Source organism: Curvibacter sp. GW821-FHT09D12 (assembly GCF_059416245.1).
In genome coordinates this window covers 126,401-152,097 of record NZ_JBWKOU010000001.1, presented here as the reverse complement: position 1 = coordinate 152,097, position 25,697 = coordinate 126,401, and the positions used below count along the sequence as shown (strand labels likewise).

At 65.7% G+C, this 25,697-nt stretch carries 27 protein-coding genes; 14 read left to right on the top strand and 13 right to left on the bottom strand.

Annotated features, from left to right (window positions below; genetic code table 11):
* Positions 1 to 63: 63 nt before the first annotated feature.
* The 6 genes from AC07PT_RS00750 to AC07PT_RS00725 all read right to left on the bottom strand — a co-directional run bounded on the left by AC07PT_RS00750 (position 64) and on the right by AC07PT_RS00725 (position 7,168).
* On the bottom strand, positions 64 to 2,181 hold the full coding sequence (locus AC07PT_RS00750) for a D-(-)-3-hydroxybutyrate oligomer hydrolase (RefSeq protein WP_494655494.1): 2,118 nt from the start codon (positions 2,179 to 2,181) through the stop codon (positions 64 to 66).
* Positions 2,182 to 2,295: 114 nt separating this feature from the next.
* Positions 2,296 to 3,375, bottom strand: coding sequence for a branched-chain amino acid ABC transporter permease (locus tag AC07PT_RS00745; RefSeq protein ID WP_494655679.1), 1,080 nt, complete (start codon positions 3,373 to 3,375; stop codon positions 2,296 to 2,298).
* Between the two features lie 16 nt (positions 3,376 to 3,391).
* Positions 3,392 to 4,387, bottom strand: coding sequence for a branched-chain amino acid ABC transporter permease (locus AC07PT_RS00740; protein ID WP_492345036.1), 996 nt, complete (start codon positions 4,385 to 4,387; stop codon positions 3,392 to 3,394).
* Positions 4,384 to 5,115: an ABC transporter ATP-binding protein gene (locus AC07PT_RS00735; RefSeq protein ID WP_492345035.1), complete on the bottom strand. Its 732-nt coding sequence runs from the start codon at positions 5,113 to 5,115 to the stop codon at positions 4,384 to 4,386. The genes AC07PT_RS00740 and AC07PT_RS00735 overlap by 4 nt, the downstream gene beginning before the upstream one ends.
* Positions 5,112 to 5,876: an ABC transporter ATP-binding protein gene (locus AC07PT_RS00730; protein ID WP_027475630.1), complete on the bottom strand. Its 765-nt coding sequence runs from the start codon at positions 5,874 to 5,876 to the stop codon at positions 5,112 to 5,114. The genes AC07PT_RS00735 and AC07PT_RS00730 overlap by 4 nt, the downstream gene beginning before the upstream one ends.
* Positions 5,877 to 5,968: 92 nt before the next feature.
* A complete protein-coding gene (locus tag AC07PT_RS00725) occupies positions 5,969 to 7,168 on the bottom strand; it encodes a substrate-binding domain-containing protein (protein WP_494655493.1) in 1,200 nt (399 codons plus the stop codon).
* 436 nt (positions 7,169 to 7,604) lie between these two features.
* On the opposite strand from AC07PT_RS00725, the gene AC07PT_RS00720 reads away from it, so the two are divergent.
* Positions 7,605 to 9,113, top strand: coding sequence for a sensor domain-containing diguanylate cyclase (locus tag AC07PT_RS00720; protein WP_492345032.1), 1,509 nt, complete (start codon positions 7,605 to 7,607; stop codon positions 9,111 to 9,113).
* A gap of 16 nt (positions 9,114 to 9,129) precedes the next feature.
* On the opposite strand, the gene AC07PT_RS00715 is transcribed toward AC07PT_RS00720, so the two are convergent.
* Positions 9,130 to 10,017, bottom strand: coding sequence for a LysR family transcriptional regulator (locus tag AC07PT_RS00715; RefSeq protein WP_494655492.1), 888 nt, complete (start codon positions 10,015 to 10,017; stop codon positions 9,130 to 9,132).
* Between the two features lie 97 nt (positions 10,018 to 10,114).
* Here AC07PT_RS00715 and argC point away from each other — a divergent pair, with 97 nt between their 5' ends.
* Entirely contained in the window at positions 10,115 to 11,056 is a 942-nt protein-coding gene (gene argC, locus AC07PT_RS00710) for an N-acetyl-gamma-glutamyl-phosphate reductase (protein WP_494655491.1), read from the top strand.
* Between the two features lie 22 nt (positions 11,057 to 11,078).
* Here argC and AC07PT_RS00705 read toward each other — a convergent pair whose 3' ends face one another.
* Positions 11,079 to 11,303 carry a hypothetical protein gene (locus tag AC07PT_RS00705; protein WP_494655490.1) on the bottom strand — a complete coding sequence of 75 codons (225 nt, stop codon included), beginning with the start codon at positions 11,301 to 11,303 and terminating at the stop codon, positions 11,079 to 11,081.
* A 280-nt stretch (positions 11,304 to 11,583) separates the two neighbouring features.
* Here AC07PT_RS00705 and AC07PT_RS00700 point away from each other — a divergent pair, with 280 nt between their 5' ends.
* Positions 11,584 to 11,970, top strand: coding sequence for an NIPSNAP family protein (locus AC07PT_RS00700; protein WP_494655678.1), 387 nt, complete (start codon positions 11,584 to 11,586; stop codon positions 11,968 to 11,970).
* Between the two features lie 10 nt (positions 11,971 to 11,980).
* On the opposite strand, the gene AC07PT_RS00695 is transcribed toward AC07PT_RS00700, so the two are convergent.
* Positions 11,981 to 12,448: a nuclear transport factor 2 family protein gene (locus AC07PT_RS00695; protein WP_494655489.1), complete on the bottom strand. Its 468-nt coding sequence runs from the start codon at positions 12,446 to 12,448 to the stop codon at positions 11,981 to 11,983.
* A gap of 85 nt (positions 12,449 to 12,533) precedes the next feature.
* Between AC07PT_RS00695 and AC07PT_RS00690 the strand changes: the two genes are divergently transcribed.
* Positions 12,534 to 13,112: a TetR/AcrR family transcriptional regulator gene (locus tag AC07PT_RS00690; protein ID WP_494655488.1), complete on the top strand. Its 579-nt coding sequence runs from the start codon at positions 12,534 to 12,536 to the stop codon at positions 13,110 to 13,112.
* 172 nt (positions 13,113 to 13,284) lie between these two features.
* Here the strand turns inward: AC07PT_RS00690 and AC07PT_RS00685 are convergent, their stop codons facing one another.
* Positions 13,285 to 14,139 (bottom strand): cupin domain-containing protein, encoded by an 855-nt coding sequence (locus AC07PT_RS00685; protein ID WP_494655487.1) that lies wholly within the window; start codon positions 14,137 to 14,139, stop codon positions 13,285 to 13,287.
* A 133-nt stretch (positions 14,140 to 14,272) separates the two neighbouring features.
* On the opposite strand from AC07PT_RS00685, the gene AC07PT_RS00680 reads away from it, so the two are divergent.
* From AC07PT_RS00680 to AC07PT_RS00650, 7 genes are all read left to right on the top strand, one after another.
* Positions 14,273 to 15,286 carry an alpha/beta hydrolase gene (locus AC07PT_RS00680; RefSeq protein WP_494655486.1) on the top strand — a complete coding sequence of 338 codons (1,014 nt, stop codon included), beginning with the start codon at positions 14,273 to 14,275 and terminating at the stop codon, positions 15,284 to 15,286.
* Positions 15,287 to 15,487: 201 nt separating this feature from the next.
* A complete protein-coding gene (locus tag AC07PT_RS00675) occupies positions 15,488 to 15,838 on the top strand; it encodes an NIPSNAP family protein (RefSeq protein ID WP_494655485.1) in 351 nt (116 codons plus the stop codon).
* On the top strand, positions 15,835 to 16,206 hold the full coding sequence (locus AC07PT_RS00670; RefSeq protein WP_494655484.1) for an antibiotic biosynthesis monooxygenase family protein: 372 nt from the start codon (positions 15,835 to 15,837) through the stop codon (positions 16,204 to 16,206). The genes AC07PT_RS00675 and AC07PT_RS00670 overlap by 4 nt, the downstream gene beginning before the upstream one ends.
* Complete coding sequence (locus tag AC07PT_RS00665; protein ID WP_494655483.1) at positions 16,203 to 16,916, top strand: ArsR/SmtB family transcription factor; 714 nt, start codon at positions 16,203 to 16,205, stop codon at positions 16,914 to 16,916. Before AC07PT_RS00670 ends, AC07PT_RS00665 begins: the two co-directional genes overlap by 4 nt.
* A 165-nt stretch (positions 16,917 to 17,081) precedes the next feature.
* Positions 17,082 to 17,495, top strand: coding sequence for a VOC family protein (locus AC07PT_RS00660; RefSeq protein WP_494655482.1), 414 nt, complete (start codon positions 17,082 to 17,084; stop codon positions 17,493 to 17,495).
* Between the two features lie 89 nt (positions 17,496 to 17,584).
* Positions 17,585 to 18,727, top strand: a complete 1,143-nt coding sequence (locus AC07PT_RS00655) for an XRE family transcriptional regulator (RefSeq protein ID WP_494655481.1) — start codon at positions 17,585 to 17,587, stop codon at positions 18,725 to 18,727.
* A 94-nt stretch (positions 18,728 to 18,821) separates the two neighbouring features.
* Positions 18,822 to 19,100, top strand: a complete 279-nt coding sequence (locus AC07PT_RS00650; RefSeq protein ID WP_492348826.1) for a DUF2164 domain-containing protein — start codon at positions 18,822 to 18,824, stop codon at positions 19,098 to 19,100.
* Positions 19,101 to 19,133: 33 nt separating this feature from the next.
* On the opposite strand, the gene AC07PT_RS00645 is transcribed toward AC07PT_RS00650, so the two are convergent.
* The 3 genes from AC07PT_RS00645 to AC07PT_RS00635 all read right to left on the bottom strand — a co-directional run bounded on the left by AC07PT_RS00645 (position 19,134) and on the right by AC07PT_RS00635 (position 22,944).
* Entirely contained in the window at positions 19,134 to 20,696 is a 1,563-nt protein-coding gene (locus tag AC07PT_RS00645) for a sigma-54 interaction domain-containing protein (protein WP_494655677.1), read from the bottom strand.
* 108 nt (positions 20,697 to 20,804) lie between these two features.
* A complete protein-coding gene (locus AC07PT_RS00640) occupies positions 20,805 to 21,767 on the bottom strand; it encodes a tripartite tricarboxylate transporter substrate binding protein (protein WP_494655676.1) in 963 nt (320 codons plus the stop codon).
* Positions 21,768 to 21,882: 115 nt separating this feature from the next.
* The gene (locus AC07PT_RS00635; protein WP_494655480.1) at positions 21,883 to 22,944 is read right to left on the bottom strand and encodes a porin; all 1,062 of its coding nucleotides are present in this window, start codon (positions 22,942 to 22,944) and stop codon (positions 21,883 to 21,885) included.
* 154 nt (positions 22,945 to 23,098) lie between these two features.
* On the opposite strand from AC07PT_RS00635, the gene AC07PT_RS00630 reads away from it, so the two are divergent.
* The 3 genes from AC07PT_RS00630 to AC07PT_RS00620 are packed head-to-tail and all read left to right on the top strand — an operon-like array spanning position 23,099 to position 25,673.
* Positions 23,099 to 23,779: a response regulator gene (locus tag AC07PT_RS00630; RefSeq protein ID WP_494655479.1), complete on the top strand. Its 681-nt coding sequence runs from the start codon at positions 23,099 to 23,101 to the stop codon at positions 23,777 to 23,779.
* Positions 23,776 to 25,263 (top strand): sensor histidine kinase, encoded by a 1,488-nt coding sequence (locus AC07PT_RS00625; protein WP_492348823.1) that lies wholly within the window; start codon positions 23,776 to 23,778, stop codon positions 25,261 to 25,263. The genes AC07PT_RS00630 and AC07PT_RS00625 overlap by 4 nt, the downstream gene beginning before the upstream one ends.
* A complete protein-coding gene (locus AC07PT_RS00620; RefSeq protein WP_492348822.1) occupies positions 25,260 to 25,673 on the top strand; it encodes an RNA-binding S4 domain-containing protein in 414 nt (137 codons plus the stop codon). The genes AC07PT_RS00625 and AC07PT_RS00620 overlap by 4 nt, the downstream gene beginning before the upstream one ends.
* Positions 25,674 to 25,697: the final 24 nt, after the last annotated feature.

Genomic DNA, 25,697 nt, shown 5'->3' with positions numbered 1-25,697 from the left:
CGTTCCGGTTGCAGGCGGGGCCACTGCGCGGCCCCGCCAGGTTTCATCGATCAGTGGGCAGCCTCAGTCCGGGATGCTCACCGTGTTGCCGCTGAGCACGATGCGGTCGGCCGCGGCAGGCGTTGTCACCGGGGCCGGCACATTGTTGGCCGTCAGGGCCGGCGCCGCGCCCGGCGTACCGCCACGCGGCACGGTTCGCACCACCTGCGACGGCGGCAGGGCCGTGCCGTCCTTCAGGCGGGCGTAGACCGCATCAAGGGCTCGGTTCAAGTACAGCGACAACGGCACAAAACGCGTGTCGTAACCCGGCAGCACCGTGGGCAGCCCGATGAACGAGTCAAAGTGCTGTGCATTGGTGACTTCGAGGTAGCTCAGCTGGCTGTTGGCACCCTCGACCGCGTTGTTCAGCGCCAGGTAGGGCCGCGAGGTGTGGTTGACCGGCAGCAAGGGGTCGGAGCGACCATGCACGATCACCGTGGGGCGGCCGCGCAGGTTGCCATTGCGGCGTGTCTCGTCGATGCCGGTGTTCAATTGCGCCGCCACGCCAGCCGTGCCGGTGACCAGGTTGCGCAGGCACAGGGCGCCGTCCAGCCCCATGTCGGCCAGGCCGGTGCTGGGCGACACCGACAGCAGATCACGCACCGGGCCGCCCTGGGCGTTGTTGTTGACCAGTTGCACCCCCGACGACGGCGGCACACCGTTGCCCGTGGCGTACATCTGGGCCAGGGCCGTGGCGTCCACGGTGGTGACGGCACCCGCCGCGGTGGTGGCGGCGAAGCTGTAGCCACACAGGTTGTCCTTCACGCTGGCGCGGGCCAGCGCATTGGCAAAGGTGACGGCCACGGCCGGGGCCACTTCGAAGCCTGCCAGGGTGGCAATCTGGCTACCGGCCTCGGGCTCCCAGCCATAGGCCTGCAGCTTGGCCAAGGCCTCGCTGGCCTGGGTGGCCGTGGTGCTGGCCGTGAGCAGGCCCTTGGTCTTCAGCGCGCTGCAGCGGTTGGCCGCCAGGGTGCCGTACACCACCGGCAGCGCATAGGTGCTCTGGAACGGCGTGCCGGCCAGCTCGGGGGCCAGGGCGGCACAGGCCGAGTACAGGTGGGCGTAGCTGGTGAAGTCCATCAGAGTGCGGGCCGTGGTCGCCTGCACCCGTCCGCCACGGGTGACCACCACGTTGGCACTCTTGGGCATCTCGATGGCCGGCTCGCTGACGGCCACGCCATCGATCAGGCCCTGCGTGTCCTGCTCGGCCGCGGCAATCGCCGAGCCGCCGCCATTGGAGGCACTGGAGGCGATCACCAGCGTGTTGTTGGCCCGGAAGGTACGGGCCTTGTGTCCGTTGCCGGCGTCATCCCCCAGGCGCTCATTGAGCACGTAGAAGGCGAATTCGACCGCCTGCAGCGTGAATTTGCCCCAGTCTTTTTCGACGTTGCGCCCCGAATGGGCGTGCTTGAAAGCCAGGCGATTGGGGGTGGCCGTGTTGAAGGCGGCCAGTTCGGTGGCCGACAAGGGGGCACGGAACTGCGCGCCCAGCCCGGCCGCCGTCGAGCTGCTGCGCGTGCCGTCGATCAGGGGCACGGTGTCGGTGGCCAGGTCATGGGCTGCGCCCCCTGTGCCCTTGTCGGTGTAGGCGACCGCACAGCCTTTTTTCAACCCCCACTCCCCCGTGCTGATGGCCCCGAACACGCCGCGCGACCCCGACGAAGTGGCGGTGATGATGCAGGGCTTGCTGCGGTCAAAACTGTTGGGCACCTGCACCACGAGGGTCACGTTCTGCTGGCCCGTGCCGTCATCGCTGAAGGTGGTGTATTCGCCACCGGCAATCAGGCCCTCGCTGGCAGTCACATTGCCGTTGGCATCCACGTTGGGGCCATACAGGCTGCCGTAGCCGCCGGCCGCGGTGGTATCGAGCAGGGCCCGGTAACTGTTGTAGATGGCCGCCCGGCGCAGTTCGGTGGCTGTGGGCTGCAAGGGGTTGGCGTAGGCCGGGGCCACGGCGCTTTGCAGGCCGCTCTTGCCCAGACCGGCGGTCAGCAGGTCATTGCTGACGCCGTCGTATTCGGCGCTGCTGACGGTGCCCACATAGCTGGGTCGGATGTTGAACTCGCTGCCATCGCCCATGCAGCCGCCAAGCCCGATGCTGGCGGCCACGGCCGCACCCACGGGTGTCCAGATGAATCGCATGCCTTGTCTCCTCTTGTTTTCAATGGTTGACGAACACACTTGCCCCGGGCCTGCCCAGATCTGGCAGCACCCCGAACCCACATTGACCTCCCAAAGCGCGGCCTCAGTGCAAGCTCAGTGCGGCGCCTTCTGGCCTCGGGCGGGCGCGCGCAGCCGCCCCACCACCCCGGTCGGGAAGTAATAAACCGACAGCACGAACAACACCCCGAGCCACAGCAGCCAGCGGTCGGGCGACAACAGCGAAGACAGCCAGGGCAGGCTGGCCGTGGCCTCGCTGCCCAGGCGCAGCAGATCCTGCAGGTAGCTTTGCGCCACCAGGAACAGGGCCGAGCCGATGGCCGCGCCATAGACCGTGCCCATGCCACCGATCACCACGATCAGCAGCACATCGAGCATCAGCTCGAACGACAGCGAGGTGTCGGGCCCGTTGTAGCGCAGCCAGAGCGCCAGCATGGCCCCGGCCACACAGGCGAACAAGGCCGACAGGATGCTCGACACGGTGCGGTACACCACCACCCGGTAGCCGATGGCTTCAGCGCGGAACTCGTTCTCGCGGATGGCCTGCAACACCCGGCCGAAGGGTGAATTGACGATGCGCAGCAGGGCCAGCAGCAGCACCACGGCCAGCACGAACAGCAGGTAGTAGCAGATCAGACGCCCGTCGAGCGACACGCCCATGAAGGGCTCGTCGGCCCACTCGAAGCTGGGCGACAGCAGCTCGGGCACCTTGAAGGTCAGGCCGTCCTCACCCCCGGTCAGCTCGGACAGTTGCGAAGCCAGGGTCTGGAAGGCCGACGCCACGGCCAGGGTGATCATGGCAAAGAAGATTGCCCGCACGCGCAGCGAGAACAGGCCTACCGCCAGCGCCAGCAGCAGAGACAGCAGCAGCGAGGCCCCCAGCCCCACGGCCAGGGCCTCCCAGGTGGGGCCCAGGCGGGTGGTGGCGACGGCGATGCCATAGGCCCCGATGCCGAAGAACATGGTGTGGGCAAAGCTCACGATGCCGGTGTAGCCCAGCAGCAAATCAAAGCTGGCCACCAGCACCACGAACACCAGCACCTTGGCGGCCACGTTGAGCGCCTTGACACCCGGGAACAGAAAAGGCGTGAAAGCCAGGGCCAACAGCAGCCCGATCAGCAGCACGGCCAGCACGCGGCTGCGCGGCAGGTCGTTGGAAATCAATCGTTTCAGCATGTGCATGGGGGCCTCGTCAGCGGTTGGTCACTGGGTACACGCCTTGCGGGCGCCACAGCAGCACCGCCACCATCAGGGCGATGTTGGAGAACAGGGCCAGCTTGGGCAGCAAAAAGCCGGTGTAGTTGGCCATCAGCCCCACCAGCAGGGCCCCGATCAACGCGCCCCCGGTCGAGCCCAGGCCGCCGATGATGATCACGATGAAAATCAGCACGTTCACCTGGGCGCCCATCTGGGGCACCACGTTTTGCTGGTACAGGCCCCACATCACGCCGCCCAGGCCAGCCAGGGCACTGCCCACCACGAACACGCCCACAAACAGGCGCCGGATGCGATAGCCCAGCGACTCGACCATCTCGCGGTCTTGCACGCCGGCCCGGATCAGCAGGCCGATCTTGGTGCGGTTCAAGGTGTAGGCCAGCACACCGAACACCAGCAGGCCCACCCCCACCGCCACCACGCGGTAGCGCTCGATGGCGGCATCGCCCCACAGCCAGGCGCCGCGCATGCCCTCAGGCAGGGGCAGCGGGATCTGCTGCGGACCCCAGATCACCTTGATGATCTCTTCGCCGATGATCATGCCGCCCATGGTGATCAGGATCTGCTTCAGGTGCTGGCCGTACACCGGGCGCACGATGAAGCGCTCGAACGCCAGGCCCAGGGCGCCCGCCACCGCCATGGCCACCAGCATGGCCGGGAACACCGCCACCAGGTTGCGCCACAACTCGGCCGACTGGGTCCAGTCGGTCATGCTGCCCAGCACACTGGTGGCCACAAAGGCCCCCAGGGCAATGAACACGCCGTGGCCGAAGTTCAGCACATCCATCAGGCCGAACACCAGGGTCAGGCCCGAGGCGATGATGAACACGATCATGCCCATGGCCAGGCCGGCCACGGTCAGCGTCAGCCAGGTCGAGCCTGAGCCCACCAGCGGCAGGGCCAGCAAGGCCAGCAGCGGCACCAGGGCCAGGGGCTTCCAGTCCAGGTCTTTGAAGTTGAAATCGAAGTTCATAGCGCCAACCCCAGCAGCGAGCGCTGCAATGCTTCGTCTTCGGCCAGCTCGGCCATGCTGCCGGCGTGCACCACGCGGCCGTCGTCCATCACGGCCACGGTGTCACCCAGGCGTTTGGCGAAGTTGATGTTCTGTTCGACCAGCAAGATCGTGACGCCGCTGGCCTTGAGCTGGGCAAAGGCGTCGATCATGTTGTTGATCATCACGGGCGCCAGGCCCTTGCTGGGCTCGTCGATGATCAGCAGCTTGCGCGGCTCGACGATGGCACGCGACACCGCCAGCATCTGTTTTTGCCCGCCCGACAGCTTGCCGGCCGGGTGGTTCCAGAACTTCTGCACCGCCGGAAACAGGCCGAAGATCCATTGCAGGCGCTGCTCGTCGATCTGGGCCACGCGGCTGGCCTTGCGGGCGGCCAGCAGCATGTTCTCTTTCACGCTGAGGTCGGAGAAGATGCCCATGTTCTCAGGCACGTAGGCGATGTCCAGGCCGGCAATGTGCGGCGTGTGCATCTTGCTGATGTCGCGCCCATCAAAGTGCAGGCTGCCTTGCGAGGCCTGCCACAGGCCCATGATGGTGCGCAGCGTGGTGGTCTTGCCCGCGCCATTGCGCCCCAGCAACATGGTCAGTTGCCCGCGGGGCACGGCCAGGTCCACCCCGTGCAGGATGTGATAGGCCCCGATGTGGGTGTGCACGCCTTTGAGTTCGAGCAGATGGGTGTTCTGACTCATGCTGCCTCCTTGGCCACGCCCAGGTAGGCCTCTTGCACCACCGGCAGGGCGATCACCGTGGCCGGGTCGCCATCGGCCACCAGGGTGCCGTTGTGCAGCACGATGATGCGGTCGGCCAGCTCGCGCACCACATCCATCTTGTGCTCGACCAGCAAAATGGTCTTGCTCTTGTCTTTTTTGAGGGCCCGGATCAGGTTCAGGATCACCGGGGCCTCGTCATGGCTCATGCCGGCGGTGGGCTCGTCAAACATGAACACCTGCGGCTCCAGCGCCATCAGCAGGGCCACTTCGAGCTTGCGCTGATCGCCGTGCGGCAGGCTGGACACCAGCACCTCCTGCTGGTGCGCCATGGCCACGTCCTGCAGGATCTGGTGGGCACGTTCGGTCAGGGCGCGGTGATCGCTCCAGATGCTCCACAGGTTCAGGCCATGGCGGTGGGCGCCGCTGCGCGTGGCCTGCACGGCCAGACGCACGTTCTCCAGCACCGTGAGGTTGGGGAACAGATTGGTCAGCTGAAAGGCCCGCCCCAGGCCGGCCCGGGTGCGCACCGACACCGGCGCATGGCTCAGGTCCACCCCGTTGAGGTGCACCGAGCCGCTGCTGGCGGCAATCTGCCCCGACACGAGGTTGAAGAAAGTGGTCTTGCCGGCGCCATTGGGGCCAACGATGGCGGTCAGCGTGCCGGGTGCAAAACTGCACGAGACAGCATTCACCGCCACGTGCCCGCCAAAGCGGACCGTGAGATCTTGGGTTTGCAGCATGGTGGGTTCCTGAACCCGCCCCGGGGGCCGAGGCAGCGTTGCGGGAGCGTGATGGAAAGGCAGGTGCCGCGCAGCGGCGGCACCGTGGACGATCAGCGCTTGTTGCGGATCGGGACGTTCATCTCTTCGGGCTTGATCTCGCGCACCAGCTCGGGCACGCCCCAGGCAAAGGCCGGGTCCACCTTGATCTTGAAGTGGTACATGCTCTGCAGCGCCTGGTGGTCTTCCTTGCGGAAGGTCATCTTGCCCTTGGGGGTGTCAAAGCTCATGCCTTCCATGGCCTTGATCAGCTTGTTGGTGGCCGTGTCGCCATTGGTGCTCTTGAGCGCCGTCACCACGGCCATGGCCGCGCTGAAACCACCAGCCGTGAAGAAGTCCGGCGGGGCCTTGAACTGCTTGTAGTGCTGCGACACCAGGGCTTCGTTGACCGGGTTCTTCGGGATGCCGAAGTAGTAGTACGTGGCGCCTTCCATGCCGGGGAAGTTCTTGTACGAGGCCATGGCGGGCAGGATGTTGCCGCCGGTGGCGATCTCGATGTTGTAGCGCTTCAGGTCGAGATCGGCGATCTTGAACGGGTTGCCGGCCCCGGCCCAGATGATGAAGATCACCTTGCGGCCCGGCTGGTCCTTGAGCTTGTCGATCAGGCGCTGGGCCCCGGCGGTGAAGTCGGTGGTGCTGGTGGGCAGGTATTCCTCGTGCACCAGCTTGGCGGTCTTGAGGGCGTCCTTGAAGGCCTTCACGCCGTCACGGCCGAAAGCGTAATCCTGGGCCAGGGTGGCGATGGTGACGCCGGGCTTGTCGAGCGCGACCGCATTCGAGATCGCATCCTGCGAGCTGTTGCGGCCGGTGCGGAAGATGTATTTGTTCCACTTGTCGCCGGTGATGCTGTCGGCCACGGCGGGCTCGACGATCAGCACCTTCTTGTACTCTTCGGCCACCGGCAGCAAGGCCAGCGCCACACCCGACGAGGTAGGGCCCACGGCCAGGTCGGCCTTGTCGTCGGAATACGCCGACGCCAGCAGCGATTTGCCCAGATCAGGCTTGCCCTGATCGTCTTTTTCGAGCACCACCAGCTTGCGGCCATTGACCGCCATGGTGCCACCGGTGGCGTACTCCAGGCCCATCATGAAGCCGGTCTGGGTCTGCTTGCCGTAGGCCTCCAGGGGGCCGGTCTTGCTGTAGACGTGGGCGATGCGGATATCGCCCGATTGGCTGAACGCCGGGGCGGCGCTGAAGGCGCTGCAAACCAGTGCGGCGAGCGCGGGCAGGCCGATGAGAGCACGACGGTGCATGGATGTCTCCTGTTGTGTTGGCTGTCGAGCACCATCATTGCACAAGCCGTGCCTGTTTGTAAGTAATTGATTTTTATCGATTTTCTTCCAAATTTCAAATAAATGCCTGAATTTCAGACATCACAATTGTCTAATTTTCAGACGCATGTCTGAATTAAGAACACTCCAATCCAGCCTGCGCCAGGCCCCAAAGTCAGGGCACCTCTCCGCGGTCAAGCATCTGATCCTCGTGGCACCCGCCGGACGGCACCGGGCGCCGCAATGCTGCGCCCCGCCCTTCGGGTAGCATCTGGATTTGTAATTAAACGTGACAAAACCTCGCCTGCCGCCTGCCGCCTGCCGCACTGGCGAGCCGTGGCGTCCTACTGCAACCTGGATTCGGGCACACCCGAGGCCCTTGTGCTGACTTTCTGCGTGCACCTTTTCATCGATGACCATGAGGGCTGATGTCGTGTCGGCCCTCCGGGCACGCCTGTCCCTCGCCCGCAGTGACAGCTACGGCGTGCTGTTGCTGTTGTTGCTGGTCATCGGCGGCTGGCTCGTGATCGACTTCATGCAAGAGCGCGATCGCATCACCGCCGAGCGATCGTGGCTGGCCATCAACAAAAGCCAGTTGATGAACCGATCGTTCGGCGACACCTTTCTGGCCGCCGATTACGTGCTGAGGGATGTCCTGGGCAGGGTCGATGTGGGCCAGGACCTGGCCTACCCGCAGCCCGACGGCCAGGTCTCTGCACGACTGGAGGCCCTGCTCAAAGAAAAGGTGGACACCGTGGCCGGCCTGACCGACCTGGTGCTGTTCAATGGCAACTGCATCTTCGCCGCCAGCGCCCGTTCTCCGACGCGCGGCACCAAAAGCCGCCAGCGCTTCTGCTCTGATGCCCACGTCGAGCCCGGCCAAAGCCTGCACATCCAGTACATGCCGCCTGACCGCTCGGTCTCGGCCCGTTCGGTGGTTCTCATGTCACGCACACTGGGCTCGCCAGACGGCGTTTTGCTGGGTGGAGCCATGGTGGTGGTGGACCTGGAGCACGCTCAACAGTGGATTGCCGCCATCGAAGTCGAGCCAGGCGATGTGCTGGCCCTGGTCGACTCTGATGGCACGCTGCTGGCGCGCAACCCGCCCCTGCCCGAAGCGATCGGGCAACACACCGCGCCCCCACCGAGCGAGCCGCCGTTTTCCGAGGTCCATGGCAGTGCCACCTTCACGGCCCAGTCGCCCATCGATGGGCGGGAACGGATCTTCGGCATGAGCCGGCTGGAACAGTTTCCATTCATTGTCATCGTCGGGTTTGACCGATCGCGCGTGCTGTCGGGCTGGCTGCACCGCGCCTTGCAGTTTGCCGGGGGCTACCTCCTGCTGTCGGGCATGGCCCTGTTGGCGCTGCGCGTTCAACGCGCTACCCGGCGCCAGCGCGAAGAGATGCGCAAGCTCGCCAACACCGACACCCTGACCGACATCGCCAACCGCCGCCACTTTGTGGCGATTGCCGATCGCGAATTCAACCGGGCCCGGCGTTACCACCATCCGCTGTCGGTGTTGATGCTGGACATCGACCGATTCAAGACCATCAACGACCGCTGGGGGCACCCCACCGGCGACCGCGTCATCCAGGAGCTGGCCCACCTGACAAGCGCGGTGATCCGGGGCCATGACCTGTGCGGGCGCCTGGGCGGTGACGAGTTTGCACTCATGCTGCCTGAAACCGACGCCTCGGGCGCCCAACTCATCGCCGAGCGCCTGCGCGCCAGGGCCGAGGCCTCGGGCACCGTCCGCGCCGATGATGGCAGCGCGGTGCGCTTCACCGTGAGCATCGGCATCGCCTCGCTGAGCCCCGAAGACAGCTCGTTCGATGCCTTGCTGCAACGCGCCGACAAAGAGCTGTACCAGGCCAAGCAAGGCGGGCGGAACCGATCGGTGCTGGCGGCCGGGGGCACATCGTGATCCGATGCCAACGCTCTCAGCCCTGCCTGAACCCGCGCAACACCGTCAGCACCACCTCGGTGGCCGGCTCCAGCGCCGCGCTGCGATAGGCCAGCCCCAGCGGACGCCACAAGGCCGGGCGCACCGGCAGCATGCGGATGCGAGGGTCGGGCGGCGGGGCCGTCGATTCATGCGGCAACAGCGTGGCGCCATAGCCGGCCGCCACCAGGCTTTTGATGGCGTCGTTGTAATTCAGCTCAATGCGGGCCGTGGGGCGCAGCCCGGCACTGGCAAACCACTCCGAGGTGAGGCGTGACAAGCGGGTGCTCGCGTCGTTGAGGATCAAAGGGCGCTCGGCCAGCCAGGCCGGCGTGATGCGGGCCGGGGTCTTGCCCCAGGCCGCCGGCACAAAGGCCATCACCGGATCACGCCGCCAGGGCTGCACTTGCAGACCTTCCGTCACGGGCTGCGGCAGGGCCACCAGGCCGATGTCCAGCCGGCCGGCGGCCAGGCTCGACAGGGTCTCTTGCGAGGTCAGCACCGCCACCTGCACGTCGATGCCCGGGTGCTCGCGGCCCAGTTGCTCCAGGGCCTGTGGCAGCAAGTGGGCAATCGCCCCGGTGGAGGCCCCCAGGCGCACGCGCCCGGTGCGCCCCTCAACCTGCCCGCGCAGCTCGTCCAGGGTTTGATCGACATCAGCCAACAAGCGGCGGGCCCGCGCCACCAAGGTGTCGCCAATGCCCGAGGGCTGCACCTGGCCACGCTGACGCAGCAGCAGTGGCGCACCAATGCGCTCCTCGAGCTCGGCCACATGCAAGCTGACCGTGGGCGGCGCCAGGTTCAGCGAACGGGCCGCAGCGGCGAACGAACCCAGGTCGACGATGGCGACCAGGGTGCGCAGGCGGTCCAGGCTCAGTTCACGCATGACATTCAGAAATCACAAACAAACTCTTCATGAAATTCAACTTTTCTTATTTTAGTCAGGGCTGGAAGATGCGGGCCAACCCCCCAGGAGAAACGTCATGCACCCCCTTGTTTTCATCGACGGCGACCAAGGCACCACCGGCCTGCAGATCCACGAGCGGCTGCGCGGCCGCACCGACCTGCGCCTGCTGCCCCTGCCCGAGGCCGAGCGCAAAGACCCGGCACGCCGCGCAGAGGCCATCAACGCCTGCGACATCGCCATCCTTTGCCTGCCCGACGCCGCGGCCCGCGAGGCCGCCGCCACCATCCGCAACCCCGCCGTGCGCGTGATCGACGCCAGCTCGGCCCACCGCACCGACCCGCAATGGGTCTACGGCTTTGCCGAGATGGCCCCGGGCCAGGCCCAGCGCATCGCCCAGGCCCGCCGCGTGAGCAACCCCGGCTGCTACCCCACCGGCGCCATCGGCCTGCTGCGCCCCCTGGTGCAAGCCGGCCTGCTGCCGGCAGACACCCCACTGAACATCCACGCCATCTCGGGCTACTCGGGCGGCGGGCGCGCCCAGGTGCAGGCCTTTGAAAACGCTACATCCGAAGGCCAGCGCCCCCCTGCCCTGCAGGTGTATGGCCTGGGCCTGCAGCACAAGCACACCCCCGAGATCCAGCAGCACGCCGGCCTGAGCACCCGCCCCGCCTTTGTGCCGGCCTACGGCGCCTTCAGGCAAGGCATCGTGCTGACCGTGGCCCTGCACCTGCGCCAACTGGCCCCCGGCACCAACGCCGCCAGCCTGCACCAGGCCCTGGCCCGCCACTACGCCAACCACCGCCACATCGAGGTGCTAAGCCTTGAACAAGCCCAAGCCCTGCAGAGCCTGGACCCCGAAGCCCTCAACGGCAGCAACCAGCTGCGCCTGGCCGTGCTGGGCCAAGGTGCCCCCGACCAGGTGCTGCTGGCCGCCGTGTTCGACAACCTGGGCAAAGGCGCCTCAGGCGCCGCCGTGCAGAACCTGGACCTGATGCTGGGTCGACAAGACGCGGTCTGATGCTCCGCCCAAGGGGGGTCACTCAGCCCAAGCCCCCCTGAACCGCCTCGGCCTGCGCACAGGCCAGCGCCACCCGCTGCGCCAAGCCCTCATTCATCAAGCCCAGCAAACGCCCCAGCTCAGCCGCCTCGGGCGTGTCGTTGTGGTCATGGGGCTGGTTCATCAACAAATGCGCCAGCGCGGCATAGGCCTGCACGGCCTCGCGCACGGGGTAGAGGGCGTCGGCGATGGCGAGGATGTGGGGCATGGCCACCCGCCGTGGGGACTCATGCGGCTGGTCTGCCGAATGAGGATGCCGGCTGACGCGGCGCTGCCTGGCTGGGGCTGGCTTGTTTGGATGGCGTTTCGGTTTTGACATGCAGAGCCTCGTTCGTTGAATGCGTGCAAACAGAACTGAAGCACCCCGGTTTTTGAAGCGACCGGGTGGTATAAGTTAACACCTCTTTCCAACATTTCGCCCCCACCAAACCATCCCCCCTCCCCCACCCAAACTCCTGGTCATCACCAACCCACCCAGGCGTTTGCACATCACCCTCACCTGCTTCATCCGTTGCGAGATCGACCCTTTAAAAAAAGACCTGTTCAAGGCCTATGCCGACAACTGGGCACGCATCATTCCGCGTCTGGGCGGGCATTTGCTGGGCTATTTTTTGCCGCATGAGGGCAGCAATGTCGAGGCCTGGGGGCTGGTCTCATTCAACAGCCTGGCAGCCTATGAGGCCTATCGGCAGCGGCTGCGTGAAGACGCTGAGGCCGTGGTCAATTTTGCGTTTGCGCAGCGCGAGCGCTTCACCTTGAAGGGGCGGCGCACCTATCCCGAGGTGGTCGACAGCAGCGACATGTCGGCTTTGCCGGAGGATAGGCGTCGGAAGCTGACGCGCTCAGAAAGTCCCCACCGGCCCCTTCTCAGATGAACGAGTCAGCTCACAGGCCCAGCTCACTGAGGCCGGGATGATCGTCGGGACGACGGCCCAGCGGCCAATGGAACTTCCGGTCCGACTCCTTGATGGGCATGTCATTGACGCAGGCGTAGCGACGGCGCATGAGCCCGTCAGCTTCGAATTCCCAGTTCTCGTTGCCGTACGACCGATACCAGTTCCCTGCATCGTCATGCCACTCGTAGGCATATCGAACGGCGATGCGATTGCCGTCGAACGCCCACAGCTCCTTGATGAGTCTGTAATCGAGCTCCTTGTTCCACTTGCGCTCAAGGAACGCTTGGGCCTCGGCCCGGTTGTTGGCGAACTCGGCGCGGTTGCGCCACTTGGTATCCAGGGTGTATGCCGTTGCGACCTTGGCGGCGTCGCGCGAGTTCCAGCCGTCTTCAGCCAAACGGACCTTCTGAATGGCCGTTTCGCGTGTGAACGGGGGCAGTGGGGGACGAGTTTCCATGGTGAGACCTCCAATTGGTATGTAGAACAATCTGTCTACATGGGCAATGTTAATCAATGTAGTACGACCTGTCTACAATCCGAGTATGAAATCTGAAAAAGAATCTCCAGACCTGCTGCCTTCGCGCGAGCGCATCCTGGTCGCGGCCCACGCGCTCTTCTACAAGGAGGGCATACGGGCAACGGGTATCGACAAGATCATCGAACAGGCGCCGGTCAGTAAGCTCACCTTCTATCGCCAGTACGCGAGCAAAGACGATTTGATTCGGGCCTACCTCGACTTCCGTCACGAGAAGTGGATCTCCTGGTTTCAAACAAGCCTGGAGCAGGCCAGAGGTGCAGGTTTGTTGCCCTTGGACGCCCTCGTGAGCACGTTGAGGGATTGGTTCAGCAGCCCCGACTTCAGGGGGTGCGCGTTTCTGAATGCGGCTGCTGAGTTGGGATCGTCAGACGCGAAAATTTTGGAGACGGTGCGTCAACACAAGCAGGACATGTCCTCTGTGTTGGACAAGGTCTTTGATGGCGATGCCGTGTCTTTGGGGCGCTTGCTGGCTTTGGTGGTCGACGGTGCCATCGTCCATGCCCAGATGGGCCAGCCAATCGACGAGGTGATGGAGAACTTCAAGGTGTCGGTTGAAGGGATCTTGCTCAGGAGCTCTCGCTGACAGCCTCTGGGTCTGTTTGGAAGGCCCTGCGATTTTCGGTGCTTCGGGCAGCCTGCATGGCTTCGGTGATGGCGGCAAGGTGAAGCGCAGCGGGTCTTGAGGAGGTCGGGTGATGTGTTGTGACACCCCCGTCGAGGTGCCATTGCTGGCGAGTTGATCCGCCAAGCCCGTGTCAGCGAGCGTCGCCGCTGTCCGAAAGCGCAGCGTTTCGCCACTCTCGCGATGTCAGCCCACATTGGGCCTTGAACGCACGCGAGAGCGCGGCTTCGCTGCCGTAACCGACATCGATGGCGATGGCCTTCATCTGCCGGCCCTGGCGCAATGCCTGCTGTGCCAGCCTGATGCGCCATGCCTGCAGATACGCGCCGGGCGTACAGCCGACGGTTTTGCGAAAACTGTCGGCAAACGCGGTACGCGACATCACCGAGATGCCAGCGAGCGCTTCCAACGACCATTCATGCCCCGGACGCTCGTGCATCGCCACCAGTGCCTTGCGAAGGCGGGGATGGGACAAACCAGCCATCAAGCCTCCGTTGACCTGCCCGGTCTCCATCAGGTGTCGCAACACCTGGATCAACACGACTTCGAACAGACTGTCGATCAGCACCTGCCGACCGCAGTTGTGGCCGAACGCCTCGTCGAACAGCAGGGTCAGAACTTGGTCGGCGCCGTCGATGTCGGCCAGCGCGATGCAAATGACGTCAGGCAACGCACTCGACACAGGATTGGAGTCTCCGCCGTCGAATTGGAGTTCTGCACAGACCAAGACCGCTCCGCACTGGGCATCGGTGACAAAGCGCCTTGAGGTCCGGCGGGGATAAAGCAGCAGACTGGGAACACTGACCCGCTGCGGCGCACGCCCGGGGTAGATCACCTCCAACTCGCCGCTGCGGATGAGATGCATCTGACCTCCTCCCTGCTGGGTTGGGAACTCAGTGATGCCACACAAAGCGCCCGAATGGAACATGCGCGTTCGCACCGGGAAATGGTTCAGCAAGGAACCCAGGCGGTCAGTGCATTCGTCCATCAGAAATGTACTCCAAATCAATTTGTCAGTACTTTACATCACCTTAAGTACAGGCCCAAGCCATAAAGTTGCTCCTGCCGTTTGGCAACTCTGACCACTCAATTTTCAAGCCGTTTACTCAAGGAAGAGTCCTATGAAATTCGCACACAAGATCGTTGCCGCGTCCGCTCTGGCATTGGCGTCCACGCTGTCCTTGGCAGCAGGGAGTCCCGGTGTCGAACACAACACCCAGGCCTTCCTCGAAGCCTTGGCAAAAGGCGGTGGCCAGCCTCTGGAGACGCTGTCGCCCGCTGATGCCAGACAGGTGCTTGTGGGCGCCCAAAAAGGAGCGAAGCTGCCGGCCGCCGAGGTCAGCGAGAAGACGATTGCCGTCGACGGCAAGCCGGTGGTGCTGAACATCGTCCGCCCAGCAGGCGCCAAGGGCGTGCTGCCTGCGTTCGTCTTCGTGCACGGCGGAGGCTGGATCCTCGGCGACTTCCCGACACACGAGCGCTTCGTTCGCGATCTGGTGGCCGACTCCGGTGCAGTGGGAGTCTTCGTGAACTACACCCCCTCGCCCGAGGCTCGCTATCCGGTAGCCATCAATGAAATCTACGCCGCCACCCAATGGGTGGCCGACAACGGAGCACAGATCAACGTGGATGGAAATCGGCTGGCCATTGTTGGCAACAGCGTAGGCGGCAACATGGCGACGGTCGTGGCGCTCATGGCGAAGGCCAAAGGGGCGCCCACGCTGCGTTCGCAGGTGCTGTTCTGGCCGGTCACCCATGCCAATTTCGAGAACGCGTCTTACGACGAATTCGCCAACGGCCACTTTCTGACCAAGGGGATGATGAAGTGGTTCTGGGATGCCTACACGACCGACCCTAAGCAGCGCCAGGAAATCTATGCTTCGCCGCTGCTGGCCGCGCCAGAGCAGCTCAAAGGCCTTCCGCCGACTCTGATCCAGACGGCCGAAAAAGATGTCCTGCGTGATGAGGGCGAAGCTTACGCACGCAAGCTCGATGCTGCCGGCGTCAGTGTGGTGGCCACCCGCTACAACGGCATGATTCACGATTTCGGCTTGCTCAACGTGCTGGCCGACGTGCCGGCCACCCGTGCCGCCCTGCATCAAGCCAGCGAAGAGTTGAAGGCGCGTCTTCGCTGAGCGAATTGGCTGCGCCCGCACGGACCTTGACTGTGTTGGGGTTGGGCGCAGCCACTGACCCTGTCGCGGCCCCCCGCGATCTGAACCGCCGAGGCTTCCTCGGTAGTCGCCCCCCTCCAACACTTCGCCACCCACCAAACCATCCGCCCCCCTCCCCCACCCAAACTCCTGGTCTTCACCACCCAACCCAGGCGTTTTCACATGACCCTCACGTGCTTCATCCGTTACGAGATCGACCCTTTCAAAAAAGACCTGTTCAAGGCCTATGCCGATAACTGGGCACGCATCATTCCGCGCTTGGGCGGGCATTTGCTGGGCTACTTTTTGCCGCATGAGGGCAGCAATGTCGAGGCCTGGGGGCTGGTCTCGTTCAGCAGCCTGGCGGCCTACGAGGCCTATCGGCAGCGCTTGCGTGAAGACGCTGAGGCCGTGGCCAATTTTGCGTTTGCGCAGCGCGAGCGCTTCATCTTGAAGGAGGAGCGTACCTTCCCCGAGGTGGTCGACAGCAGCTACCTGCGGGCGCCCACGGGGTGGTTGGAGGGGGCGGCATGATCGCCGTGATCTTTGAGGTCCGGCCGCAGGCGGGGCAAGCGGCGCGCTACTTCGAGATCGCGGCGGCGCTGCGCGAGCAGCTTGAGCGCATCGATGGCTTTGTGTCGGTGGCGCGGTACCAAAGCCTTTCCGACCCGGGCGAGTATCTGTCGCTGAGCTTCTGGCGCGACGAGGCGGCCGTGCAGGCCTGGCGCCAGCACGGCCAGCACCGGGCGGGGCAGGCCAAGGGGCGCGCTGCGGTGTTTGCCGACTACCGCATCCGGGTGGCGCAGGTGCTGCGAGACTACACTTTGAGCCAGCGCAGCGAGGCCCCGGCAGACGCCAATGCTTGTCTGCTGCACCCGCCCAGCCCCTGCCCCACCCTATGAACGCAACGCCGTTTGAGCCTCGCCTGGCCAGTGTGGCCGCCATCATTGCGGACGCCACCCGGGCGCGCATGCTGTGCTATTTGCTGGCGGGTGATTACGCCAGCGCGGGCGAGTTGGCCCGGGCGGCGTCGGTTTCGCCCGCCACCGCCAGCGGGCACCTGGGCAAGCTGCTGCAGGCCGATCTGATCGTGTGCGAGCAGCGCGGGCGGCACCGTTACTTTCGCCTGAAAGACGACGAGGTGGCCCACGCCCTGGAGGCCATGGCCCTGATCGCCGAGCGCCACACCCACCAGGCCACCTGGGCCAATCCCGCGCGCCAGCGCCTGCGCTTTGCCCGCTGCTGCTACGGGCACCTGGCGGGGCAGCTGGGGGTGGCGCTGTTTTCTGAGCTGTTGGTCAGGCAATGGCTGGCGCCGGTGGGCGATGCCTACCACCTCACGACCCCGGGGCAGGATGGGCTGGGGGCGCTTGGCTTTGAGCTTGCGGGCTTGGCTCAGGCCCAGGCCACCAGCCGCCCGCGCCTGGCCTTCCGCTGCCTGGATTGGTCAGAGCGGCGCGACCACCTGGCCGGCCTGCTGCCCAAGGCCTTGCTGGCGCAATGCCTCGACAAGGGCTGGCTGCGCCGCCACCCCGGCGAGCGGGCCTTGCAGCTCACGCCGCTGGGGCGGCAGCACCTGGCAGATCTGCTGCCGCTGGTGAATGCGCTTTGAGGGGCTTTGAGAGGCTTTGGTGCGGCCTCTGAGGGCGGTCAGCAAACGGCGGCTTGCAGCTCTGCTGCTGCCCCCCAATTCCTGATCTTGGCCCTTGCACACTCTCCACATTGAACTGTACATTTATACAGTTCAATGTGAACAAACAACAGTCAAGGAGCCCCCATGATCGACCACATGACCTTCCGCGTGACCGATATCGCGCGTGCCAAGGCGTTTTACAGCGCCGCCCTCGCCCCCTTGGGCTACAGCCTGAGTTTTGAGGGCAACTTTGGCATGAACATTCTGGGCTTTGCCTACCCCGATGCCACCGAGCCCGAGGGCAAAAAGACCGATGTGTGGTTCATCGATGGCCCCTCGCCCTATGGTGGCGCGCCGGCCACCACGGGCTGCCACCTGGCCTGGCGCGCGGCCAACCGCGCCCAGGTCGACGCCTTCTACCAGGCCGCGCTGGCCGCGGGCGGGCGAGACAACGGCGCGCCGGGCCTGCGCCCCGACTACCACCCCCACTACTACGGCGCCTTTGTGATCGACCCCGAGGGCAACAACATCGAGGCGGTTTGCCATCTGCCCGAATGAGGGCATGCAGGCGGCAGCCTCCGATGGCCGGCAGGCCGCAAGGCTTTGCAAGGGCTGCGGCGTGATGTCTGGCTGCTTAGAATCTTTGGATGGCCCATCCACACGCTCTGATCAACCCGGCGATGCTCCGCTGGGCGCGTGATCGCGTCGGCCTGGATGTCAGCGCGGCGGCCCAGACCGCTGGCGTCGCGCCCGAACAGTTTCAGCGCTGGGAAGATGGGGAGTGGCAACCGACCTTCAAACAGGCGCAGCAGATTGCCAGCAGCTTGCATACCCCCTTCGGTTACCTGTTCCTGAGGCAGGCCCCGATCGATGAGCCGCTGCTGCCCGACCTGCGCACCCTGGGTGGCACGCTGGTTGGCAAGCCCAGCGTCAACCTCATGGAGACGGTTCGTCGAGCCTTGCAGCGGCAAGCCTGGTACGTGGAGTTCCTGCAAGAGCAAGGGGCTGCGCAGCTGCCGTTTGTAGGGCGTTTCAGCACCCAGTCGAACGTGATACAGGTTGCGCAAGACATCCGCTCGACCCTCAAACTGGCACCAGAACCCCAGGTCGGCCACTGGGAGCCCTATCACCGCCTTCTGATCAAAGCGGCAGAGGATGCCGGCATCTTGGTCATGCGCAGTGGCATCGTTGGCAACAACACCCGCCGCAAGCTGGATGTCGCCGAGTTTCGGGGCTTTGCCGTCAGCCATCCGCTGGCCCCTGTGGTCTTCATCAACAGCGGCGATGCCTCCTCGGCGCGCTTGTTCACCCTGCTGCACGAATTGACCCATGTCTGGCTGGGCAGCAGCGGAGTCTCTGACACCGCACCCGGCAACACCCGTCGCGAAGAAGTGTTCTGCAACGCAGTGGCCGGCGAGTTTCTGGCTCCCTCCGAGCTGTTTGCCAAGCTTTGGCCCTTGGCCTCAGAAGACCTGAGCACCCGTGTCGCTGAGTTGGCACGTCGTTTTCATGTCAGCCGCCTGGTCATCCTTCGGCGTGCCATGGATCTGGGTCTGATCGCGCCAGAGAGCTATGGGGCCTTCTACCGTGCCGAGCTGGAGGCCTTTCGCGCAGCAGAAAAGGGGGGTGGCAATTTCTACCGAAATGCCGTGGCCAAGATCAGCCCCCTGTTTGCCCGCGCGGTGATCGCCGAGACGCTCAGCGGTCGACTGTTGCTTCGTGAGGCGGGCAAGTTGCTGGGGGTTCAGCCCGCCAAGATCCGTGAATTGGCTGAACAACTCGACGCATGACCTATCTGCTGGACACCAACACGCTGATTGAAGCGAAGAACCGCTACTACCGAATGGCGGTCTGCCCGACAGCCCACCCGACACAGACACCCCCATGCCCATCGACATCAGCAAAGAAGCCCGCACCCTCGCCATCGCCTCGATTGAGCGCTATTTCAGGGAGAACATGGACGAGCCCATCGGCAATATCGCCGCCGGGGCGCTGCTGGGCTTTTTTCTGACCGAGATCGGGCCAACGATCTACAACCAGGGTGTGGCCGATGCCCAGGAACGCCTGCAAGCCCGGGTGATGGAGCTGGACCTGGAGGTGCACGAAGACGAGTTCACGTACTGGCAGCAGCAGGGCCGCGCCAGCCACAAGGGACGTCGTTAGGACCTGGCTCAGGTCTTTTTCCGCGCACAGCGCTCAGCGCGACTCGCCCAGGCGTTCGTAGAGCTTGGCGCGCGAGATGCCCAGCAGCCTGGCAGCAGCCACCTTGTTGCCACCCGTATGTTGCATGGCTTGCGCGATGGCCTGCTGCTCCAACTCGGCAACCTGCTCGGCCAGGGGGCGCAGGCTGGCAGGCCGCTGACTCTGATGCACAGCCGTCGACGAGGTGCCTCCCAGGGACGGCATGCCAGCCGCCGGTGCCGGGGTCTGGGAGCAACTGGCCAGCGCCGGGCGCACCGGGGTCAGGCCCGAGTCCTGCAGCACACGGTTGAGCAACTCCAGCTCCAGCGGGCCGCCCTCGCTGCGCAGGGCCGCCTGCTCCAGCACGTTGCGCAGCTCACGGATGTTGCCGCGCCAGGGCTGGGCCTGCAGCAGGGCCAGGGCCTGGGGGGTGAGCTCGGGCGGGGGGCTGCCGTTGCGCAGCGCCATGTCTTCGCCCAGCACCTCGACCAGGGCCACGATGTCGCTGGCGCGCTCGCGCAGCGGGGGCACGCGGATGGGCAACACGCCGATGCGGTAGTACAGGTCTTCGCGAAAGCGGCCTTCGCGCACCAGGGCCAGCAGGTCGCGCGAGGTGGCGGCGATCACCCGGGCGTCAAAGGGCAGCAGGCGGTTCGAGCCCAGGGGCTCGATCTCGCCCTCCTGCAGGGCGCGCAGCAGCTTGGCCTGCAGGTTCAGGGGCATGTCGCCGATCTCGTCGAGGAACAAGGTGCCGCCGTCGGCCAGCCGAAACTTGCCGTCGCGCCCCTTGCGGTCGGCGCCGGTGTAGGCGCCGGGGGCCACGCCGAAGAACTCGGCCTCCAACAGCGTGTCGGGCACGGCGGCGATGTTGACGCTGACAAAAGGCCCGCTCGCCCGCGACGAGGCCGCATGCACGGCGTGGGCCAGCAGCTCTTTGCCGGTGCCGGTCTCGCCCAGCAGCAGCACCGGGCTGGCCGACTGCGCGGCACGGCGTGCCTGGCGCTTGACCTCCACCGCCGCGGCACTGGTGCCGACAAAGCTGGCAAAGGTGTACTTGGCGCGGCGTTCGCCATCGGGGGCGCTGAGCTGGCGTTTGCGCTGCACGGCCAGCTCGCGGCGGGCGTCGTCCAGATCTTGCTGCAGACGGGCAAACTTGCTGATCAGGGGCTTGAGCGTGGTCTCGGGGTGGTCGAACAGCACGATGCCGATGGCCCCGATCACACCACCCACGTCGTCGCGCAGCGGCAGTCGGCTGACCACAAAGGTGCCGGCCTTGTTGGTCAGCAGGTCGATCAGGATCGGCTCGCCAGTCTCCAGCACGCGGCGCATCTGGGTGTTGTGGATCACATCCTCGACACGGTGGCCCAGAAACTGGTCGATCGACGAAAAACCCAGGGCTGGCAAAAAGCGCCGATACCCCTCGTTGACCCACACGATGCACCCGCTGCGGTCCACCAGGAACATGCCCTGGCTGATGCTCGAAAACAGGTGAAACATCGACTGCGCCGCCAGGGCCAGGATGCTGTCACCGTCCAGCGGCAAGGCATCGGGGGATGGCGGAACAGGCACGGGGTCCATGGTGGCCTCGGCGGCCTCGGCGGGCTCGGAATGGGATGGCGCTGGCATGGCGCGATGGTAGCGCGGCAAGTCGCAGGGATGCGGCGGGTCAACCCATGCCGGCGCAGCTCACAGCAGGCCGGACTTGATCAGGGTGAGCCTCAGGCTGCTGAACTCGTCGTCCACAAACTGGCTGAAGGCATCCCCCGTGAGCAAGGCCGGCGTCCAGGCATGCCTGTCCAGCATCTCCTGCCAGCTGCGATGGCGTGCAGCGGCCACGATCTGCTCGATCAGGCCCTGGCGCTGGGCCGGCGAGATGTCGGGGGCGCCGTACAGACCGCGCCAGTTGCCGATCTCAATCGGCAGGCCCAGCTCCTTGAGGGTGGGTACCTCCAGCCCCTTGAGGCGCTGGGGTGAGGTGACAGCAATGGCGCGCATGCGCCCGCTCTGGATGGACTCGGCAAACTCGCTGTAACCGCTGCCCCCCACCGTGACATTGCCGCCCAGCACCGCGGCCGTGGCCTCGCCCCCGCCGCGGAAAGGCAAAAACTGAAGGCGGTTCGGATCGACGCCCACCGCCCGGGCGATCAAGGCCGCGGCAATGTGCTCGGTCGAGCCGCGCGAGCCGCCGCCCCACTTCACGCTGGCCGGGTCCTTCTGCAGCTGCGCCAGCAGTTCTGCCATCGATTTGAATGGCGAGTTCGCTGGCAGCACGAACACGTTGTACTCGGTGGCCAGGCGGGCGAGCGGCGTGGCCTGCGACAAGGACACCGGGGGCTTGGTCGTGATGATGCCGCCCAGCATGACCGAGCCCATCATCAGCAGTGCCCGCGGGTCGGCTTTGCGGGTGTGGATGAACTGGGCCAGCCCGATGGCACCGGCCGCGCCGCCCTTGTTGTCGTAGTGGACAGAGGTGGCGCCGCCGCTGTCGAGCAGCGCTTTGCCGAAGGCCCGGGCGGTGGTGTCCCAGCCGCCGCCAGGGTTGGCTGGCACCATGATGCGCAGGCCTCCGAGCGCCGGGACTGCGCCCGCAGCCATGCTGCCGCCCAGGGCCATGCCCGGCAACGATCGGATGAAATGGCTTCGACGCATCATGAGGTTTCCCGCTCTGTCATGGACGGGCCGACGATCCCGGCAACTCGCCCGCGACCATTGTGCCCGCTCCAAAAGGGAAACCGTGCCCCGGCCCATGCCGGGGGGAAGTCGATCAGAAGGTGTGTCGGATACCGAACTCGTAGCCGGTGCTGCTGCCACCGGCACGCGTCACGCCCTGGCCCAGATCAAAGGCCGTGCCATTGTTCTTGTTGCTGATGCGGGCGTAGTGGCCGTACACCGCGGTGCGCTTGGACAGGTTGTGCACATAGCCCAGGGCCAGGTGGTTGGCATCGTTGGCCACGCCCTTGGCGCTCAAGGTCGAGTAGGCCACGCGGATCTGGCCCGCGCCCACGGGCACATGGGCACCGATCAACTTGGTGCTGGTCTTGGTGGTGGCGGTGACGTTCTCACCCCACAGCGCCATGGCCTTGACCGGACCGAAGTCGTAGCTGGCACCCAGGTTGTTCTGCTTGTAGTTGCCAATCGACACGTTCTGAGTGCGGTTGGTGGCCAGGGCGATGTTGAAAGGCCCGGCTTCGTAGCCCAGGCGCAAGCCGGTCACGTTGCCGTCGTCGCTCTTGACGCCCGCGGTGGACGGGTTGTTGCCGGAGGCCACCATGGCTTGGCCATAGAAGCCACCCAGCTTGGGCAGGAAGTAACCCACCGAGTTGGAGGCCCGCACATGGGTGATGCGCGCCGCGCTGGGCACCGGGTAGAACAGAAAGCCGGTGGAGCCGATGCCGTTGGTGCCGAAGGGGCTGAAGGCGGAGAGGTTCCAGAAGCCCGGTGTGTAGTCGCGGCCCACGCGCAGTTCGCCCAGCTGGTTGCTGAGGCTGACGGTGGAGCGACGGCCAAAGGCCAGACCGCCGCCGCCGGCCGAGCCACCGGGCTGGTTGGTGGTGCTGGTGGTGCCGGCACTGCCATCGGTGGGGTTGAGGGCGGCTTCCAGCCAGAAGCTGGCCTTCAGGCCGGCGCCCAGGTCTTCCGAGCCGCGAAAGCCCAGGCGGCTGGACAGGTTGCCGTCGCTGTTGGCTTTGCTGAGGGAGCCGTTGCCGTCGCTGTTCACGCGCAGGTAACCGGAATCGATCAGGCCGAAGATCTCGACCGATTGGGCGCTGGCGCCCGTGGTGGCCAACAGGGCTGCGGCCGCCAGGGCCAGGGTTGTTTTGTTCATTTCAAATGTCTCCTATGGGGCTATGCGTCTTGGAGGACTGCCGCGCGATCGTAGAAATCGCAGCTGTCAATCGGCTGTCCAAGAGCCCGCCGCCCTCTGTTTATGATCGTGCCCCGGACCAGAAAGACCTGGCCTGCTGCCAACCGGTGCCCGCATGCAACTCCTGCTGATCGAAGATGACCGCTCCATGCAGACCGCGCTGCAACGTGCCTTGTCAAGGCATGGCATCGAGGTCAGCATCTGTGCCGACGGGGCGGCCGCGCTGGACCTGTGGCTGCAACGCCAGCCCGATGTGGTGGTGCTGGACCTGAGCCTGCCCGGGCTCGACGGCCTGCATGTGCTGGAACGCGCCCGCCGCGCCGGGCTGCGCACCCCGGTGCTGATCCTGACCGCGCGCGGCACCGTGGGCGACCGCGTGATCGGCCTCAACAGCGGGGCCGACGACTACCTGGCCAAGCCCTTCGACCTGGACGAACTGGAAGCCCGGCTGCGCGCCCTGTACCGCCGCCTGCAGCCGGTCGACCAAAGCGCGCCCCCCAGCCGCCAGCGCCTGGGCGACCTGGAGTTCGACAAAGAAAACGGCGCCTTCTACCTCGGCGACGAGGTGCTGGACCTGACCCCGCGTGAACAGACCCTGCTGCAGGCCTTGATGAGCCGGCCCGGCCACGCCGTCAGCAAAGAGCGCCTGTTCGCCCTGGTGTTTCCGGGCGACGACTCGGTGCAGATCGAAGCCATCGAGGTGGTGGTGTACCGGCTGCGCAAAAAGCTCAGCCAGGCCCAGGTCAACCTGATGACGCTGCGCGGCCTGGGCTACCTGCTGAAGGCCGCACCATGAGCCCGGCACACCCCGGCCCGCGCCCCACCCGCCTGTCGCTGCGCCGCTACCTGCTGTTGGGCCTGCTGCTGCCCATCGGGGTGTATGTGCTGATCAACAGCCTCACCCTCTACATCGACACCCGGCAGGCGGTGCAGACCGCCTACGACCGCACCCTGCTGGCCTCGGCCAAATCGATCGGCGAGCTGCTCACGGTCGAAGGCTACGACGCCCAGGCCAAGCTGCAGGTGAGCGTGCCGCACGCCGCACTGGAGGCCTTCGAAACCGACCTGCGCAGCCGCATGTTTTATCGGGTGTCAGACATGAACGGCGACTGGGTGGGTGGCTTCGAGGCCCTGCCCCCCTGGCCCGGCAAAGGCCTGCCGCCCAGCCCCTACTCGGCGCTGGTTGATTTCTACGACGACTTTTACCGAGGAGACCCGGTGCGCGTGGCGGTGCTGCTGCAACCGGTGGTCAGCGAGCATGGGCGCGGCATGGCCATGGTGCAGGTGGCCGAGACCCTGGGCCTGCGCCAGACCCTGGTGGGCGACATCATGATCGCCTCGCTGCTGCGCCAGGGCCTGCTGGTGGCCGGGGTCATCGTGATCGTCATTGCCGTGGTGCAGCGCGCCACCCGGCCGGTGCGCCGCATCAGTGCCGAGCTGCAGCAGCGCCCCGAAGGCGAGCTGACGCGCATCCGGGCCCCCGACGCCCCGCGCGAGCTGCTGCCGCTGATCGACGCCACCAACCAGCTCATGGGGCGGCTGCAGAACCTGCTGGACCACCAGAAGCGCTTTGTGCGCGACACCTCGCACCAGTTGCGCACGCCGCTGGCGGTGCTCAAGGTCCAGGTGCAATCGGCCCTGCGCGGCGATGTCGATGCCCAGACCGCCCTGGTCGAAATCAACGCCACCGTGGAACGGGCCACCCAGTTGGCCAACCAGATGCTGGCCCTGGCCAAGGTGGAGCAGTTGCGCCAGCAGACCGACACCCAGGCCCTGGACCTGTCACACGTGGTGCGCGAGGTGGCGCTGGACCTGTCCCCCCTGGTGGCCGAGCGCAACCTCGACTTTGAGCTGCAAGACGAGCCGCTGTGCGTGCTGGCCCACGACTGGATGCTGCGCGAGCTGGTGCGCAACCTGCTGCACAACGCCATCCGCCACAGCCCGGACGGCGCCCGCCTGCAGATCACCCTGCGGGTCGACGAAGGCCAGGCGACGCTGACTGTCAGCGACCAGGGCCCAGGCATCAGCAGCGCCCAGCGCGAGCGCCTGTTTCAGCCCTTCTGGACCGGCGATGTGCCCGGGGGCTCGGGCCTGGGCCTGACCATCTGCCATGAAATCGTGCGTGCCCTGGGCGGTCGCATTGCCCTGCTCAATCGCCAGGACGGCGAGGTGGGAGGGCCCGGCGAGCGCGTGGCCGGGCTGGACGCCTGCGTGCGGCTGCCGCTGGCGCAGCCCGGTGCACCCAGGGGGGGGCCGGATCAAGGCAAAATCACGCCATGAGCGAACTTGCCTCCCTGCGGCTGGACAAATGGCTTTGGTCCGCCCGCTTCTACAAGACCCGCAGCCTCGCGGTGGAAGAGATCGGCAAAGGCCGAGTCTCGGTGAATGGCGCCAACGCCAAACCCTCGCGCGAGCTGCGCTGCGGCGACACGGTGGACCTGCGCCAGGGCCCCATCCACCGCACGGTGGTGGTGATGGGCCTGAGTGCCCAGCGCGGCCCCGCCCCGGTGGCCCAGCAGCTGTACCAGGAAACCCCCGAAAGCATCGCCACGCGTGAACGGGCCCAGGAGCAGCGGCGCCTGGCCCCCGAGCCGGCCGCCAGCCTGCAGGAGGGCCGCCCCACCAAACGCGATCGCCGCCAGATCGAAGCCAACCGCGACTGGAACGACCGCTGGTCGGCGTCAATCTGAGGCCCTGAGGCCCTGACGCGCCGG